At 63.3% G+C, this 17,992-nt stretch carries 12 protein-coding genes and 1 pseudogene; 7 read left to right on the top strand and 6 right to left on the bottom strand.

The window, feature by feature from the left end; all coding sequences use genetic code 11:
- Positions 1–100: 100 nt before the first annotated feature.
- From DWG18_RS07825 to DWG18_RS07850, 6 genes and pseudogenes are all read right to left on the bottom strand, one after another.
- Complete coding sequence (locus DWG18_RS07825; protein ID WP_115646685.1) at positions 101–1,183, bottom strand: hypothetical protein; 1,083 nt, start codon at positions 1,181–1,183, stop codon at positions 101–103.
- 1 nt (position 1,184) lies between these two features.
- The gene (locus tag DWG18_RS07830) at positions 1,185–2,459 is read right to left on the bottom strand and encodes a hypothetical protein (protein WP_115646686.1); all 1,275 of its coding nucleotides are present in this window, start codon (positions 2,457–2,459) and stop codon (positions 1,185–1,187) included.
- A 38-nt stretch (positions 2,460–2,497) separates the two neighbouring features.
- Positions 2,498–3,061, bottom strand: a pseudogene (locus DWG18_RS07835) (methylmalonyl-CoA mutase family protein); the annotation flags it as partial.
- Between the two features lie 269 nt (positions 3,062–3,330).
- Positions 3,331–4,665, bottom strand: coding sequence for a hypothetical protein (locus DWG18_RS07840; RefSeq protein ID WP_115646687.1), 1,335 nt, complete (start codon positions 4,663–4,665; stop codon positions 3,331–3,333).
- Positions 4,662–5,885 (bottom strand): hypothetical protein, encoded by a 1,224-nt coding sequence (locus DWG18_RS07845; RefSeq protein WP_162823761.1) that lies wholly within the window; start codon positions 5,883–5,885, stop codon positions 4,662–4,664. Before DWG18_RS07845 ends, DWG18_RS07840 begins: the two co-directional genes overlap by 4 nt.
- 108 nt (positions 5,886–5,993) lie before the next feature.
- Positions 5,994–9,524 (bottom strand): methylmalonyl-CoA mutase family protein, encoded by a 3,531-nt coding sequence (locus tag DWG18_RS07850; RefSeq protein WP_115646689.1) that lies wholly within the window; start codon positions 9,522–9,524, stop codon positions 5,994–5,996.
- A 94-nt stretch (positions 9,525–9,618) separates the two neighbouring features.
- On the opposite strand from DWG18_RS07850, the gene DWG18_RS07855 reads away from it, so the two are divergent.
- The 7 genes from DWG18_RS07855 to DWG18_RS07885 all read left to right on the top strand — a co-directional run bounded on the left by DWG18_RS07855 (position 9,619) and on the right by DWG18_RS07885 (position 17,851).
- Positions 9,619–10,887 (top strand): 2OG-Fe(II) oxygenase, encoded by a 1,269-nt coding sequence (locus DWG18_RS07855; protein ID WP_115646690.1) that lies wholly within the window; start codon positions 9,619–9,621, stop codon positions 10,885–10,887.
- 237 nt (positions 10,888–11,124) lie between these two features.
- Positions 11,125–12,228, top strand: coding sequence for a Glu/Leu/Phe/Val dehydrogenase dimerization domain-containing protein (locus DWG18_RS07860; protein ID WP_115646691.1), 1,104 nt, complete (start codon positions 11,125–11,127; stop codon positions 12,226–12,228).
- 210 nt (positions 12,229–12,438) lie between these two features.
- Positions 12,439–13,596, top strand: coding sequence for an isovaleryl-CoA dehydrogenase (locus tag DWG18_RS07865; protein WP_115646692.1), 1,158 nt, complete (start codon positions 12,439–12,441; stop codon positions 13,594–13,596).
- Between the two features lie 246 nt (positions 13,597–13,842).
- The gene (locus DWG18_RS07870) at positions 13,843–15,018 is read left to right on the top strand and encodes an acetyl-CoA C-acyltransferase (protein ID WP_115646693.1); all 1,176 of its coding nucleotides are present in this window, start codon (positions 13,843–13,845) and stop codon (positions 15,016–15,018) included.
- A 119-nt stretch (positions 15,019–15,137) separates the two neighbouring features.
- Positions 15,138–15,521, top strand: coding sequence for a hypothetical protein (locus DWG18_RS07875; protein ID WP_115646694.1), 384 nt, complete (start codon positions 15,138–15,140; stop codon positions 15,519–15,521).
- A 164-nt stretch (positions 15,522–15,685) separates the two neighbouring features.
- Complete coding sequence (locus tag DWG18_RS07880) at positions 15,686–16,084, top strand: hypothetical protein (RefSeq protein WP_115646695.1); 399 nt, start codon at positions 15,686–15,688, stop codon at positions 16,082–16,084.
- 156 nt (positions 16,085–16,240) lie between these two features.
- Positions 16,241–17,851, top strand: a complete 1,611-nt coding sequence (locus DWG18_RS07885; RefSeq protein ID WP_115648096.1) for a carboxyl transferase domain-containing protein — start codon at positions 16,241–16,243, stop codon at positions 17,849–17,851.
- The last annotated feature ends 141 nt before the right edge of the window (positions 17,852–17,992 follow it).

The following is a 17,992-nucleotide window of genomic DNA, read 5'->3' on the forward strand; positions in this document are numbered from 1 at the left end:
AGATCGCGAGGCTAAGGTGCTAAGCACATTCCGCCGAGCGTCGGACTAGGCCTTACGGTCGATGCTCCGAAAAGCGCTATCCGGAAATGGCGCAACCGCTCTAGGCCAACGCTAACAGGCGGCTTTCGATACGTACGCCAAACTCGGGAGGAACTCGGGTAGCCCTAGAGAAGTAATCAGCCATCAGAATCGCGAAGCGCACTGCCTGACCGTCGCTCTTCGCCAACGCAGACAAATATGCGCGATCACCGGCAATCAAGCCATACGCGCACTCTTTAAGTATCAAGCTCGCGCGCATTACTGCATTCGGATCGTCGAGCAGCTGCCGCAACAGCTTGGTGAAACGCGGCCATTCCGGCGGTGCAAGATCGTCGTCGAAGTCGTCACCATGGCGAGACTGCTTAACGAGCTTAAACAGACGATTCTGTTGTTCGTACGCCTCCCTGCCCCCGTACAGCTTCATGCGGACGGCCTCCTCGAAGTCGGCACCCGACGCCGGTAAGAGCATGATCCGAAAGATCGACGAAACCAAAGCGGTCAATGAAAGGCCGAACATGGAGGCGAGGTCGCCGAACAGGACCTCGTGCTCGACGTGCGCCGGATCAAACTCAGCTCGCGTTTCGAGAACGTTAGCTACGACCCTGCGGCAACCAGAGTGGCTTGACCGCATGCGCCAAAACTCCCCCGCCCTGTAGGTCAGCAACGGTCCCAGAGCCGGAAACCTTGCCTTGAGGCCCGCAATCCGCTCCCAAGCGTCAATCGAAGCGACTGCCGCCTCGCGGGTCAAATCTTTGCCTGAGCTAACCTTCGCGAAGGTCTCGAATTCGTCCTCAGGGATAAGGACCACACCGAGCTCCTGCGCGACCTGCCGGTGATCGGATTCGATACTGGCCTTCTTAAGCACACAGAACGCCTGCTCAGCGCCGAAGTGACGCATCAATCCACCGAGCCATAGCGACCGGTTCGCGCCCGACTCAGCGGCTTTCGTCTTGCAGTCGAAAAGTATCGATTGCGTGCCCAAAACCGGATCGGGTACAACCGCGATTACGTCGATATCGGTGACTAACGACACGCGCTGACCCACTCGCGCCGGTGGTGCAACCTCCACTTCCATGTGTGGATACCATCGACGTGTCGCTGCATAGCGCAACGCCAACTCCTTGATCGCGCGGTCCTTGATCATCTTATTTATTGAAGATTATTTCGAGCTGGTGGGCGGCCTCTTCGGAAAGAGGGGCTTTCGTAGACTCCTTCAGCTTAGCGCTCGCGATCAGCGACTCAACGTAGTGCTGCTCCTGCTGAAGCGCACGACGCGCGTCTTCGTCCACTTCGATCCCCGCTACCCCACCGCTAGTCACGAGCTGATAGGCCATCTCCAGCGCCTCGGTGTTTTCCTGCGTCTCAATGACGTGGAGTTCGGCGTACCCATTGCCTACAGGAACGAGCCTGGCAATTCGGAGGTGCTGAAGATTTTGGTACTGCTCCCGAGCTTCCGTCGTCGCGCGACCCAATTTACCGTGGTGCTTCAGCTGGCCGATGATCGCCGCCGGATTGCGCACCGCAAACTCCCTCGGCAAGTACTGCCCCTGACGGATTGCCGCAACGATCGCCATTGCGCGCTCGTAAATTTCGCGCTTCGAACCCGCCAACGCAGCGCTTCCCGGTGTGGGCGTGAACATGAAGTGGTTCTCGCCCGAGTGCGACGTAACGATCGTCGGCGGCCGGACAACACCATCGCCGGCCAACCGCTGCAATATCGCGATCTCGTCAGCCGTCAGATTCGAATTCCCCTTCTTCGAAGCGGCCTCGAGCACTGACAACGGCACGCCCTGATTATTTCGCAACTCCTGCAGAACCCTTTGGACGCCCTTTGCGCCGGACTTCGCCACTGCGTCGGCGAAGATGTCGGCGTTCTCCGTGAAATAGGCAGGGCTGAGTAGAAGATCTTTACCGCGATGCCGATTCTTCTTGATGTAGCCACCGTCAACGCCCAAGGACACTGCACGGTCGAAACGCCGACTGTCGGCACCCACCGCATTGCGCAGCGCATCCAACTTATCTGGCGACTTGGCAAGCCGCCGCAACAGCTCGACCGAAAGCTGCTCGGTCTCATTCAGACCGACGTCCGCGGCGTACTCGCCTATCGTTTCGTACAGACTCTCGTAGTACGGCACATCGGGCACGACCTTGTCGATTGTCCGCCCAGTTGTCGCCAGCTTTACAAACTCGACCTCGGCCAGCATCTCGACGACCGCCCGCAGCGCGAGTGGGCTGATATCCAAGAAATGACTAGCGACAAGCTTGAGCTTTTCGTAATCGATGGTGGGCAGACCCTGAATATGAAGGGCTAGCCGAACCGCGCTACCGACCAGCGTCAGCTGTTCAAAGTCGTCGACGACCTTGTTCGCTAACCCCGTCTGGATCTCATGGCACCGAACCGCGAGTTCTTTGTTATCCATGCCCCCGTCCTTGAATAACTCGGCTGCCGCTTAGGCCATCACATATTCCGCCTGTACTCCCCACCCACCTCATACAGCGCATGGCTGATCTGCCCCAGCGAATGCGTCTTCACCGCCTCCATCAGCGCCTCGAATACGTTGCGGCGCTCGCGGGCGGTCTTCTGCAGGAAGCGTAGGCCGTCCCCTGCCCGCGCGTTGCGGTTGCCCTGGTAGCCGGCGACGTTGCTGATCTGCTGGCCCTTCTCTTCCTCGGTCGAGCGGATCAGTTCGATCTCGGTGGCGACGTCGGAGTGGCCGTCCTTGCCGAGGAAGGTGTTGACGCCCACCAGCGGCAGCGAGCCGTCGTGCTTCTTGTGTTCGTAGTACAGCGACTCTTCCTGGATCTTGCCGCGCTGGTACATGGTGTCCATGGCGCCCAGCACGCCGCCGCGCTCGCTGATGGCTTCGAACTCCTTGTAGACGGCTTCTTCGACGATGTCGGTGAGCTTGTCGACGATGAAGCTGCCCTGCCAGGGGTTCTCGTTGAAGTTGAGCCCCAGCTCCTTGTTGATGATCATCTGGATCGCGACGGCGCGGCGCACGCTTTCTTCCGTCGGCGTGGTGTAGAAAAAGGGTCGGGTCCAATTCTCAAGAAATGAGCCTGACCCTTTTTTACTCGTGTTGGTGCACTGCGACGAGGCCATCGACAAAAACCGTTAGCCACTGGAAATACAGCTAGACCGAACCCTACCTGCAGATCGCGACAACGCAACCGCCAACGCGCGCCGGAGTCAATGACGGGGCAGATTCCCTATCCATTGGAAGCGAACCTGACCCCATTTCCAGTCGGGCTCAAGGCCGCAGAAAATGAACCCAACCCCATTTCCGGAACTCAATACAACACCAGCTCTTTGCGCCCATACCACAACTTGCCATTCGGAATCCCGATCATTCCGAACGCGATCTGCTCTAGGGTGGGGAGCAGAAATTCTTCTATGAGTTGCGAAATCTCTGCGCTCAGAGACTGAGACGTCAAGTGAAACTCTGTCTCTTTGTTATGAACGATCGAATTTCGCACTATGTAGACAAGCTTCGCGTAATTGCCGTGCACGCGTTGTCCTGAGAAATCGGACGCACTTTTTTCATACCCCAGCCGCTGCAGGGCGCTATTAATTGCAGCGGAACCATGGGCCGCCACCAATGCGCTCCAGGTGTCGCGGACCAGCTTCCCGTACTTAACGACACTCGTCGCATGTAGGTCAAAAGCCGTTTCGAACAGCTTTTCTAACGCAGGCAATTCTTTCAGGCTAACCGAGTCGTAAAGCCGACGAAAATCTCGGATTGAAAACATAGAGCCGTTTCTCTGCCGCTCTAGGTCCACAATCGGCATCTTGAACATCAAATTTTCTATAACGTGGTATATGGTCAGATACTTCAACAGAAGCTCGTCTCTGCTGTTGTATTCGCTTAACACTCGGAGCACATCGGCCCATTGGTGGTACGCCGACTCTGCCCGGACGGAATCCTTATCCACCACGGCCGGCGTGCGACTAATACGCCGTGGCGTATGCGTGGGCAGCCCGGCCATTGCAAGATGCAGCTCGACAAAGGCCTCAATCTCTTTAATGCCGAGTTGAGGATTTGATTTTTTGACTACCGCACAGGGGCAAGTGACAACCGGCTCTGCGACCGCTAAGGCCGCAAGAAAGGCGAAAGCCAGCTCTTGCGAAGCTGCAGCGGACGCAAGCCCCGCCTCAAAGGTCGCAAGATCCCGCGAATCGAACACAACCAAGGACTCGTTGGGCTGTCGGGCGTTCTCATGAAGGAACCAGGCTGGGGCGAGCTCAACCCCAGGAATACCATGGACTGTAAACGCCGTTTCGTCGACGTCAGCCGCATCCAGTACAGGGGCATGATTTACGCACAGCCAGCCTGCGACGCAGCAGAATGCAATTAACAAATCGCGGCGAAAATCCGGGAAAGTAGGGAACCTTCTACCAAACTCGTCAAGTGCAACCGCAATCTCGCCCCACCTGCCAAGAAGCGCACGGCCAGCTTTTGCGCCGGCAACCTCCGCCCCAAAATTTCGCAACGTTTCGGTCAGGGTGACGAACTCGTCTTGGGCGGGCCCGACAAGCCCTGCAGCAAAGGTCTCAGCGGCTGGCGAATCCGAGAGATGCGTAATCTGCGCATACAACCAATCGTATAGAACCTCGTACTTCTTCACGCCGCCTCCATAGCGAAATACTTGCGCCAATGGAGGTTGCTCGAAGGGTTATGCAGAAGACTCAACGTGGCATTGAAGACAGCAAGTCGATTTACATTTCCGATGTTTATCTTGCTGAGATCCAGACTGTTTCGTGTAGATTCAAATTCTGAAAGCCTTAAAGCTTTCGGGTTGGCTTTAAGTGTGGCGATGAACTTTTTGAAGGGAAACTCTCTGGAGTTGGACTCGGCAAAATACGCGCCGAGCCCAGCAAACAGCCCTGAAAGCGTTACTTCCCGTCCGATCCAAAGGCGAGCGAGGTCGCCGTGCTGTTCCTCCAGAAGTGCCTCTAAGCGAACTAGGAAACGGACTGCCTCGTTGAACAATTCCGGATCGATTGCCAGCGTCGCATCTTCCTCATCATCGGAAGCACCATTGACCTCCTGGACTAGGCCTGTCGACGCAGCAACTGGCCTCCCCCTCAGGAAGGAAAGCATCGCGGTAATTAAATGAGCAAAGTGGAACTCTCCAGGTGCTCTGACTTTGCTGAACTGCGACGAACCAACCTCTTTCTCGCGAACGATTTCGAACTTGCCAGCCCCCGCTCTACGAAGAACCGGGAGTAGATTGAGGAACAGCAGCTCAAGCTGATGGCGTGTCTTCACAGGCTTATGGCCCGCGTTGAGGATCAGCATTTTTCGGACTTCGTCAGCGGCCGTGAGGCCAGTCCATACCTCAAACCACTGGGGATTCTTCGATAAGCAGTTTCGAAGCTCATCAGCCCCGTGCTCGGAACGAAACTCCAAGACCGCCCTCAGAATCTCGGTATTCGAACTGTGCTGGCGCAGTTCGGTCGAAAACTTGCGCGAGAACGCGAAGCGCGAAAGTCCCAAGAGTTCGCTCGGATCCAGGTGCTCTGACAGCGCAAATTCAATCGTTCGCTGTATCGCGTGCAGCCTATATGTGCGCTGCAACCCGTCCAAAATCTTAAAGTTCTCGATTGTTAGCGACGAGCCGTTTTTGGACACAGTTTTGGCGATCAACACAATAGGGGGTATGTGTCGTCGCTCAAGTACTGTGGACACAAGATGGTCCAAGTAGACGTTTGAGACGATCTCGCGCTGGACCTCGTAATCTTCATATGAAGCTGGAAGCGAGGCTAGGTAGTCGCCGAGCTTGATCGAGCATAGATAACAGGTGGCTTTTCGCTCAGACCTTTTATCCAGATATTGCGCCTTCATTGGCTCTCCTAGACTTGGCAAACCGTGACTGAACGCAAGCACCTGCATCGCGCATCCGTTTTCGTCAGCTATGGCCGACGAACCTGGATAGCTGCACCGCTCAGCCCATTACATATTCCGCCTGTACTCCCCACCCACCTCATACAGCGCATGGCTGATCTGCCCCAGCGAATGCGTCTTCACCGCCTCCATCAGCGCCTCGAATACGTTGCGGCGCTCGCGGGCGGTCTTCTGCAGGAAGCGTAGGCCGTCCCCTGCCCGCGCGTTGCGGTTGCCCTGGTAGCCGGCGACGTTGCTGATCTGCTGGCCCTTCTCTTCCTCGGTCGAGCGGATCAGTTCGATCTCGGTGGCGACGTCGGAGTGGCCGTCCTTGCCGAGGAAGGTGTTGACGCCCACCAGCGGCAGCGAGCCGTCGTGCTTCTTGTGTTCGTAGTACAGCGACTCTTCCTGGATCTTGCCGCGCTGGTACATGGTGTCCATGGCGCCCAGCACGCCGCCGCGCTCGCTGATGGCTTCGAACTCCTTGTAGACGGCTTCTTCGACGATGTCGGTGAGCTTGTCGACGATGAAGCTGCCCTGCCAGGGGTTCTCGTTGAAGTTGAGCCCCAGCTCCTTGTTGATGATCATCTGGATCGCGACGGCGCGGCGCACGCTTTCTTCCGTCGGCGTGGTGATGGCTTCATCGTAGGCGTTGGTGTGCAAGCTGTTGCAGTTGTCGAACAGCGCGTACAGGGCCTGCAGCGTGGTGCGGATGTCGTTGAACTGGATCTCCTGCGCATGCAGGGACCGGCCGCTGGTCTGGATGTGGTACTTCATCATCTGGCTGCGCGGCGAGGCGCCGTAGCGCTCGCGCATGGCGCGGGCCCAGATGCGGCGGGCGACGCGGCCGATGACGGTGTACTCCGGGTCCATGCCGTTGCTGAAGAAGAACGACAGGTTGGGCGCGAAGTCGTCGATGTTCATGCCACGCGCCAGGTAGTACTCGACGATGGTGAAGCCGTTGCTCAGCGTGAAGGCGAGCTGGCTGATCGGGTTCGCGCCGGCTTCGGCGATGTGATAACCGCTGATCGACACCGAGTAGAAGTTGCGGACCTTGCGATCGACGAAGTACTGCTGGATGTCGCCCATCATGCGCAGGGCGAACTCGGTGCTGAAGATGCAGGTGTTCTGCGCCTGGTCTTCTTTCAGGATGTCGGCCTGCACGGTGCCGCGCACGGTCTGCAGCGTGTAGGCCTTGATGCGCTCGTAGACCTCGGGTTCGACGACTTCATCGCCCGTGACACCCAGCAGGCCGAGGCCCAGGCCGTCGTTGCCTTCCGGCAGCGGGCCTTCATAGCTGGGCCGCACGCGGCCTTCGAACATCTTCTCGATCTTGTCGTGCGCGGCATCCCAGCGGGACTGGTCCTCGCGCAGGTACTTCTCCACCTGCTGGTCGATCGCAGTGTTCATGAACATCGCGAGGATCATCGGCGCGGGGCCGTTGATCGTCATCGACACCGACGTGCTGGGCGCGCACAGGTCGAAGCCGGAGTACAGCTTCTTCATGTCGTCGAGCGTGGGGATGTTGACGCCCGAGTTGCCGATCTTGCCGTAGATGTCCGGGCGCGGCGCCGGGTCTTCGCCGTACAGCGTGACGCTGTCGAACGCGGTCGACAGGCGCGCGGCCGGCTGGCCAACGCTGAGGTAATGGAAGCGGCGATTGGTGCGCTCCGGCGTGCCCTCGCCCGCGAACATGCGGATGGGGTCCTCGCCGGTGCGGCGGTACGGATACACGCCACCGGTATACGGGTACTCGCCCGGCAGGTTTTCCTTCTGCAGGAACGTGAGCAGTTCGCCCCAGCCCTTGTAGGTGGGCGCGGCGATCTTCGGGATCTTCTGGTGCGAGAGCGACTCGCGGTAGTTCTCGACGCGGATGACCTTGTCGCGAACCTTGTATTCGGTGATGTCGTCGGTGATCGACTTCAAACGCGCCGGCCATTCGCGCAGCAGCTTCAGCGCTTCAGACGTGAGCGACTGCACCGCGTCGTTGTAGCGCTGGCGCAGCGTGAGCAGCGAGCGGTCGACGGTGGTTTCGGCCGCCGGCACCGGCACGGACGGCGACGGGCTGTCGGGCACGTTCGAGCCGGTGGGCTGCACGCTGGTGCCGAGCAGGTCGGCGCTGTCGTACAGGTCGAGCGCCTTCGGCAGGTGCGCGTCACCGAGTTCCTTCAACGCCTGCCACAGCGACTGCGCGCGGTCGGCGATCTCGGCCTGCGTCTCGATCTGGCGGTTGATGCCGCGGCCCTGCTCGGCGATCTCGGCGAGGTAGCGCACGCGGCTGCCGGGGATCAGCACGGTGGCGCGCGGTTCGCGCAGCGAGGTGTCGATGTCGGGCGTCCACTTCTCGCTCGGCAGCTGAAGCTTCTCGCGCAGCAGGCGGCAGAAGTTGGCGAACATCCAGCTGATGCCGGGGTCGTTGAACTGCGAGGCGATGGTGGGATAGACCGGCACATCCTCATCCGGCATCTGGAACGCGACGCGGTTGCGCTTCCACTGCTTGCGCACGTCTCGCAGGGCGTCTTCGGCACCGCGCTTGTCGAACTTGTTGAGCACGACGAGCTCGGCGTAATCGAGCATGTCGATCTTCTCGAGCTGGCTCGGCGCGCCGAAGTCGGACGTCATGACGTACATCGGGAAATCGACGAGGTCGACGATCTCCGAATCGCTCTGCCCGATACCGGCGGTTTCGACGATGACGAGGTCGTAGCCCGTGGCCTTGAGGAAGCCGATGCAGTCGCGCAGCACGACGTTCGTCGCCGCGTGCTGGCGGCGCGTCGCCATCGAGCGCATGTAGACGCGGTTGCTGCGCAGCGAGTTCATGCGGATGCGGTCGCCCAGCAGCGCACCACCGGTGCGGCGACGGGTCGGGTCGACCGAGATCACCGCGATGTGCATGTCGGGGAAATGCGCGAGGAAACGGTTGAGCAGTTCGTCGGTGACCGAGGACTTGCCCGCACCGCCCGTGCCGGTAATGCCCACCACCGGCGTCTTGCTGCCGGCCAGCTGCCACTGCTTGCGCAGGTGCGCGAGCTGCGCTTCGTCGAACGCGCCCTCTTCGATCGCGCTGAGCATGCGACCGAGCGCGATCTCGTCGGTCATCGCCGGGTGCGTGGTGTCGGGCTGGCTATCCAGGCGCGCGGCCGAGGCGCGACGGATCACGTCCTCGATCATCGCGACCAGGCCCATGTGCATGCCGTCGTTCGGGTGGTAGATGCGCTCCACGCCATAGGCCTGCAGCTCGCGGATTTCCTCCGGCGTGATCGTGCCGCCACCGCCGCCGAACACGCGGATGTGGCTGGCGCCGCGCTCGCGCAGCATGTCGACCATGTACTTGAAATACTCGACGTGGCCGCCCTGGTAGGACGACAGCGCGATCGCGTCGGCGTCTTCCTGCAGCGCCGCGCGGACGACGTCCTCCACCGAACGGTTGTGGCCCAGGTGGATGACTTCCGCGCCCTGCCCCTGGATCAGGCGGCGCATGATGTTGATGGCGGCGTCGTGCCCGTCGAACAGGCTCGCGGCGGTGACGAAACGCAGCGGCGTTGCGGTCTCCGTGGCGGTGGCGGTGGTTTCGGGCAGGCGGTCGGCAGGCGAACTCATGGCGGTCGCACATCTATTTCTAAGGATGCGGCGATTGTAACAAGGCGTCCGTACGGGCCCTGCCTGCCGCGTAGGGTCGGTTACGCTGCGCGCCATGACGGATTCCAACGACATCGGCGCCCTGCGCGCGAAGGCCGCGAGCGGCGCCCCGGACGACCTGCACCGCCTCGCGGCCGGCCTCGTCGCCGACCTGCAGATGGAGGAGGCGCACGCCATCCATGTGAAGGCCGCCGCGGCGGGACATGTGGGGTCGCTGATCGAGCTGGGGCGGATGCGGATGTACGGCGTCGGCACCGACACGGACCTGCCGGGCGCGATCGAGGCACTGGAACGTGCGGAGGCCGCAGGCCAGCCAGTCGCGGGTTACTTCCTCGCGCTGATCGGGCTGGGAAACAAGGCACTGCCGCGGGACGAGAAGGTCGCCGCGCGCCTGCTCGCCGCGGTGCAGGCCGGGCACCCGCCCGCCCTGCGTGCCGCCGCGATCCACTTCGGACGCAAACCCAACCTGCAGGACCAGGCGCTGGCCGTGCAGCTGCTCGATCACGCCGCCGGACGCGGTGACGCGATCGCTGCCCAACTGCTCGCCGAACGCCTGCGTCGCGGTGAAGGCGTGACTGCGAATCCGGAGGCGGCGTCGCAGCTCAAGGCGCGCCTGCGCGAGAGCGGGTTCACCGACCTGCCGGAGATCATCGCGGTGCCGGCGGCGCCGAGGCATCTGGTACCGCCCTCGTCACTGGTACTCGAGGAAGTGCTGGATCCGCCGCCGTCGACCGTGCTTGCGACCGATCCCGGCATCGCGCAGATCGACGGGCTGCTGTCCGTCGACGAATGCCGCCTGCTGGTCGCGAGCGCGCAGCCGATGCTGCGGGCGTCGCAGGTGCATTCGCCGGATGGACGCGAAGTCGGCCGGGAATCGCTGCGCACGAGCAGCGATGCCTCGTTCGATCCGCTGACGGAGGACTTCGCCTTGCGCCTGGTGCAGCTGCGCATGGCCGCGGCCGCGGGCGCGGAACTCGTCGACGCCGAACAGCTCATCGTGCTGCGCTACGAACCGGGACAGGAATACCGCCCGCATCGCGACTACCTACCGCCGGACGCGATCGAGCGCGACGGGCCGCAGGCGGGCAATCGTCGGCGCACGATCTGCGCCTATCTCAATACGCCGGCTGAAGGCGGGGCGACGGAATTCCCGGAGCGCGATCTGCGCGTCGAGCCGCAGGCCGGGCGTGCAGTGGTGTTCGACAATCTGGATGCCGACGGTCGCCCGCAGCCCGCCTCGCTTCACGCGGGCCTGCCCGTGGTGCGCGGCGAGAAGTGGCTGGCCACGCTGTGGCTGCGCGAGCGGGCCTACCGCGCGTTCTGATCGCGCCGCCATCAAGCGGCCGTACGCCTGCGAACGGCGGCATCGCTGAAGTCCCCTCCTCCGGGGTACAGGCCCGGGGAACGCGAGTGGGCTAAAATCCCGCTTCTGTGTCGGGCCGTTTGCCGCCGGGCACCCTGCAGCACCTTTGCCGTTTCAACGCCGTTTCACTGACTCACACCAAACCAGTCGGCCGGAAAGCGCGGAGCGCGTTTCGTCGGTGCCGACGCGGAGCCCGAGATGATCTTCGAAACCCTCGACACCACCGGCCACGAGCAGGTCGTGTTCTGCCACAACAAGGACGCGGGCCTCAAGGCCATCATCGCGATCCACAACACCGTGCTCGGCCCGGCCCTCGGCGGCACGCGCATGTGGCCGTACGCGAGCGAGCAGGAAGCGCTGAACGACGTGCTCCGCCTGTCGCGCGGCATGACCTACAAGAACGCGGTGGCGGGTCTCGACATCGGTGGCGGCAAGGCCGTGATCATCGGCGATCCGTCGAAGGACAAGTCCGAAGCGCTGTTCCGCGCGTTCGGCAAGTTCGTCGATTCGCTGGGCGGTCGTTACATCACCGCGGAAGACGTCGGTATCGACGTCAACGACATGGAATACGTCTACCGCGAAACCGAATACGTGACCGGCGTGCACCAGGTGCACGGTGGTTCGGGCGATCCGTCGCCGTTCACCGCCTACGGCGCGCTGCAGGGCCTGATGGCCACGCTGAACCGCAAGTACGGCAACGAGGAAGTCGGCAACTATTCGTATGCCGTGCAGGGCCTCGGCCACGTCGGCATGGAATACGTGAAGCTGCTGCGCGAGCGCGGCGCCAAGGTGTTCGTCACCGACATCAACAAGTCCCTGGTCGACCGTGCGGTTGACGAGTACGGCGCTGAAGCCGTTGCACCGGATGCGATCTACGACGTCGACGCCGACGTCTACTCGCCGTGCGCGCTCGGCGGCACCGTCAACGAGCAGACGCTGCCGCGACTGAAGGCGAAGATCATCTGCGGCGCCGCGAACAACCAGCTGGCGAACAACGCCATCGGCGACGAAGTCGAGAAGCGCGGCATCGTCTATGCGCCGGACTACGCGGTGAACGCGGGCGGCGTGATGAACGTGGCGCTGGAAATCACGGGCTACAACCGTGAGCGCGCGATGCGCATGATGCGCACGATCTATCACAACCTCGCGCGCATCTACGAGATCGCAGACCGCGACGGCATCCCGACCTACCGCGCCGCCGACCGCATGGCCGAAGAGCGCATCGCGATGCTCGGCAAGCTCAAGCTCCCGCTGGGCCGTTCGAAGCCGCGCTTCGAAGGTCGCATTCGCGGCGGGCACTGATTTATCGGTCTTTGACCGATAAATCCCCCTGCGTTTTTCGCTTCGCGAAAAACTCGGGCCCCAGTCGTCAGCACCCACAACCCCCGCCGCTGTCGCGGCGCCCCCCTTGACTCAAGGGGGGCTGCGGCAAGCCGCACGAGCTCGCGCCGTGCGGTTCGCCTGCCCCGCACTTGATCGGCGCACCACGCAATCCAAGTGAGGCAGTTCAGCATGCGACCGTTCCCTCTCGGCGAAGAGATCGATGCCCTGCGCGACGCTGTGCGTCGCTTTGCCGAATCCGAGATCGCGCCGCGCGCCGCGCAGATCGACCACGACAACGTCTTCCCGCAGGACCTGTGGCCGAAACTCGGCGAGATGGGCCTGCTCGGCATGACCGTGCCGGGCGAATACGGCGGCAGCGAGATGGGCTATCTCGCGCATCTCGTCGCGATGGAAGAGATTTCCCGCGCGTCAGGTTCGGTGGGTTTGTCGTACGGCGCGCATTCGAACCTGTGCGTGTCCAACCTCTATGCGAACGGCAACGAGGCGCAGCGTCAGAAGTATTTGCCGAAGCTCTGCAGCGGCGAGTGGAAGGGCGCGCTCGCGATGAGCGAGCCGGGTGCCGGCTCGGACGTCGTTGGCTCCATGAGCTGCCGTGCCGAACTGCGCGACGGCGTGTGGATCGCGAACGGCAACAAGATGTGGATCACGAACGGCCCCGAGGCCGACGTGCTCGTCGTCTACATGCGCACCGCGGGCAAGGACGCCGGCAGCAAGTGCATGACCGCCTTCATCGTCGAAAAGGGCATGAAGGGCTTCAGCACCGCGCAGAAGCTCGACAAGCTCGGCATGCGCGGCAGCAACACCTGCGAGCTGGTGTTCGAGAACTGCGAGATCCCGCAGGAGAACGTGCTCGGCGAGGTGAACAACGGCGTCAAGGTGTTGATGTCGGGCCTCAACACCGAGCGCCTCGTGCTCACCGGCGGCCCCCTGGGCCTGATGCAGGCCGCGCTCGACATCACCCTGCCCTACGTGCGCGAGCGCAAGCAGTTCGACCACGCGATCGGCACGTTCGGGCTGATGCAGGGCAAGGTCGCGGACATGTACACATCGCTGCAGTCGTCGCGCGCGTTCGCCTACCAGGTGGCGCGCGATTACGACGCGGGGCACAAGTCGCGCGTGGATGCAGCGTCATGCCTGCTGCATGCGTCGGAAGCCGCCGTGCAGGTCACGCTGGAAGCGATCCAGGCGCTGGGCGGCAACGGCTACATCAACGAGTACCCGACGGGTCGCCTGCTGCGCGACGCCAAGCTCTACGCGATCGGCGCCGGCACGAACGAGATCCGCCGGATGCTGATCGGCCGCGAGCTGTTCAACGGCAACAACTGATCGTTGAGATCGCTTCAAGGACGGGCGGCCTCGGCCGCCCGTTTTCATTTCTGCGACGGCCGTGTTCTGGACGCGTCAAGAAGGCGTTAGCGCTCGGCGCCGCCATCGGCCGATCCAGGCGGCCAATCGCCCCGTTTCGCCGCGTCCAATTTCGCGGGCTTGGCGACGTTTGCCGCACCGCAACACGCCGCCGCATAATCGGGTAGTTCCGGCCCCGGCGCCGGCTGCCCCCTCCCGGAGTTCGCCATGAGCGACGTCGTCATCGTCGGTGCCAAGCGCACCGCCATCGGTTCCTTCCTCGGCCAGTTCACCGGCGTCCCCACCCCGGAGCTCGGGGCCACCGCCATCCGCGGCGCGCTGGAGCAGTCGGGCGTCGCCAGCGACGTGGTGCAGGAAGTGATCATGGGCTGCGTGCTGCCCGCGGGCCTCGGTCAGGCGCCGGCGCGCCAGGCGGCGATCGCCGCGGGCATCCCGACCTCCGCCGCCTGCATCACCATCAACAAGGTCTGCGGCTCGGGCATGAAGGCCATGATGCTGGCCACCGACATGATCCGCGCCGGCTCGGCCGAGGTGATCGTCGCCGGTGGCATGGAGTCGATGACCAATGCGCCGCATCTGCTCAACAACTCGCGGACCGGCATCCGCTACGGCTCCGCCGAGTTCCTCGACCACATGGCCCACGACGGCCTGACCAACCCCTACGACGGCAAGGCCATGGGCGTGTTCGGCGACGCGACCTGCGTCACCTACGGCTACACGCGTGAAGCACTCGATGCCTATGCGGCGGAAAGCGCCAAGCGCGCGCAGCACGCGGTGACGTCGGGCGCGTTCAAGGCCGAAATCGTTCCGGTGACGGTGAAGGGCCGCAAGAGTGAGGTCGTCGTCGACACCGACGAGGAGCCGGGCAAGATCGATCCGTCGAAGATCCCTGGCCTGCGCGCCGCGTTCGGCAAGGACGGCCTGCTGACCGCCGCGACTTCGTCGAAGATTTCCGACGGCGCCGCCGCCGCCGTGCTGATGTCGTCCGACGCCGCGCAGCGTCTCGGCGCAAAGCCCATTGCGCGCATCGTCGCGCACGCGGGCCACGCGCAGGCACCCGAGCTGTTTACGACCGCCCCGGTCGAAGCCACGCGTCGCGTGCTGGAAAAGGCGGGTTGGACGATCGCTGACGTCGACCTGTTCGAGATCAACGAAGCCTTCGCGTGCGTTGCGATGGCACCGATGACGGACCTCGGCATTCCGCAGGAAAAGCTCAACGTCAATGGCGGCGCCGTTGCGCTGGGCCATCCGATCGGCGCGAGTGGCGCGCGTCTGGTGGTCACGCTCGTGCATGCGTTGATCGCGCGCGGCGGCAAGCGTGGCGTCGCATCGCTGTGCATCGGTGGCGGCGAAGCCACGGCGATTGCAATCGAAATCATCTGAAGTTAAATAATCGTGATAAGCCGCTCGTCGAACGGGCGCTTGACATGCCGCAGCCGCTTGTCATCATGTTTAGGGCGCGCAATAGCGCGTTGCCAAACCTACGACGAGGAATTGACCCGATGAACACCAACAAGGCGCTGATCGCCCTGGCCCTGGGCCTGGCTCTGACCGCTTGCTCGAACAAGGACCAGGCTGCCGACTCCGCCGCTCAGGCGCAGCAGGACGCCGCGACGGCCCAGGCCGCTGCTGACGCGACCGCCGCTACGGATCCGAACGCCGCCGGCGCCGCTCAGGCCGCTGCCGACACGGCTGCTTCGGCTGCCGACGCCGCCGCCACCTCGGCCGACGCCGCTGCCGCTGCTCCGACCGCTGGCCAGGCTGACGCCGCTGCCGACGCCGCCGACAAGGCTGCCGACGCTGCTGACGCCGCCAAGGACGCTGCCCAGGCTGCCAAGCCGGACACCGCCCCGGCTGCCACGCCGGCTGCTCCCGAGAAGAAGTAATTCTTCTACGGTTGCTGTAGTAGATTTGGAAAAGCCGTCGGGTGACCGGCGGCTTTTTCCATTGTCAGTGAACGATAAAGGCCGGCTCAGCCGGAGCGATGCGCGCACTGGCGTTGCCTGACTGTAGTGACATCTCGTTTCAGACAACTCCTAGGAGACTTTCAATGAACACCAAGCTCTACGTCCTCCTCGTCGCCGCCGCCCTCTCGCTGTCGGCCTGCAAGAACGACACCCCGACCGCGCAGAACGAAGCCGACCAGGCCGCCGCTGCCGCCCAGAATGCGGGCGACAAGGCTGCTGACGCCGCCGCCGCTGCCGGCAACGCCGCCGCCGAAGGCGCCGACGCCGCCGCCGCCGCGACCGGTGAAGCCGCCGCCCAGGCCGGTCAGGCGGTCGACAACGCCGCCAACACCGCCGCTGCTGCCGCGAACGAAGCCGCTGCTTCGGCCGCCAACGCCACGGCGAACGCTGCGCAGAACACCGCCGAAGCCGCCCAGAACGTCGCCAACAAGGCCGACGCTGCTGCGGAAGAAGCGAAGGCCAAGGCCGACGCGAAGAAGTAATTCGCACCGCTATTGCTCGACGAGAAGGCCCGCGCAAGCGGGCCTTTCTCGTTTCAGAGGACTCCATCGCTACGACACGCCGTCGTCCGACGCAACGGCTGGTCCCTGATGCCGCCGTATGGTTTGATCGCGCGTCCCGTTTCGCCCGGCTCCGCCATGCCTGTCATCGAAAGCCATCTCGACCCGCGCTCCGCCGCGTTCCAGGAGAACGCCGAACACCATCGCGCGCTCGTCGAGGAGCTGCGTCAGCGACTGGCGCGTGCCGCCCAAGGCGGTGGCGAGAAGGCCCGCGCGAAGCACACGGCGCGTGACAAGCTGCTCGCACGGGACCGCATCACCACGCTGCTCGACGAGGGTTCGCCCTTTCTCGAGATCGCACCGCTCGCCGCCGAAGGCATGTACGACGATGCCGCGCCGGCCGCCGGCATGGTCTGCGGCATCGGTCGCGTGATGGGCCAGGAAGTCGTGATCGTCGCCAACGACGCGACGGTCAAGGGCGGTACCTACTTCCCGATGACGGTGAAGAAGCATCTGCGTGCGCAGGAAGTCGCGCTCGAGAACAACCTGCCCTGCGTCTACCTCGTCGACTCCGGCGGCGCGTTCCTTCCGCTGCAGGACGAGGTGTTTCCGGACAAGGAACACTTCGGCCGCATCTTCTACAACCAGGCGCGCATGTCGGCGCTCAACATCCCGCAGGTCGCGGTGGTGATGGGCAGTTGCACCGCGGGCGGCGCGTACGTGCCGGCGATGTGCGACGAGAGCATCATCGTCAAGGAACAGGGAACCATCTTCCTCGGCGGCCCGCCGTTGGTGAAGGCTGCGACGGGCGAAGTGGTCGACGCCGAAGCACTGGGCGGCGCGGACGTGCACACCAGCGTGTCCGGCGTGGCCGACCATTTCGCGCAGGACGACGACCACGCGTTGCAGATCGCGCGCGACATCGTGAAAAGCTTCAATCGCCGCAAGGTACTTCCGGTTACGTCGGTACCATCGCGTGAACCGCTCTACCCCGCCGACGAGCTGTACGGCATCGTGCCGAAGGACACGCGCCGTCCGTTCGATATCCGCGAGGTGATCGCACGCGTCGTCGACGGCAGCGAATTCCAGGAGTTCAAGGCGCGCTACGGCAAGACGCTGGCGACCGGCTTCGCGCACCTGCACGGCTATCCGGTCGGCATCGTCGCCAACAACGGCATCCTGTTCGCCGAGAGTGCGCTCAAGGGCGCGCACTTCATCGAGCTCTGCAACCAGCGCGGCATTCCGCTGGTGTTCCTGCAGAACATCACCGGCTTCATGGTCGGCCGGAAGTACGAGAACGCCGGGATCGCGAAGGACGGCGCGAAGATGGTGACGGCGGTGGCGTGCTCGCACGTGCCGAAGTTCACCGTGGTCATCGGTGGCAGCTTCGGCGCAGGAAACTACGCGATGTGCGGCCGCGCCTACGGTGCGCGTTTCCTGTGGATGTGGCCGAATGCGCGCATCAGCGTGATGGGCGGTGAGCAGGCGGCGAGCGTGCTCGCGACAGTGCGCCGCGACGCGCTGGAAGGCGCGGGCAAGACCTGGAGCGCCGAGGACGAGGAAGCCTTCAAGGCACCGATCCGCGACCAGTACGAATCGCAGGGCAACCCCTACTACGCGACGGCGCGCCTGTGGGATGACGGCATTATCGATCCGGCGGATACACGCCGCGTGCTCGGCCTCGGAATCTCCGCATCGCTCAATGCACCGATCGAGGAGCGCACGCGCTTCGGCGTGTTCCGGATGTAGCACTCGATGCGGTCGCGACGCGCGATCGTTCCGATGAATGCGCGTCGTCCCTGAACCTCGGGAAACGCAAGATCACAGCGGCGGCGACGGGTGACGCGCAGCGTCAGATCGCGGCCCTGCATCACGGTTTTGCAGTCAAGG

It is taken from the genome of Lysobacter sp. TY2-98 (assembly GCF_003367355.1).
Taxonomy (GTDB): domain Bacteria; phylum Pseudomonadota; class Gammaproteobacteria; order Xanthomonadales; family Xanthomonadaceae; genus Cognatilysobacter.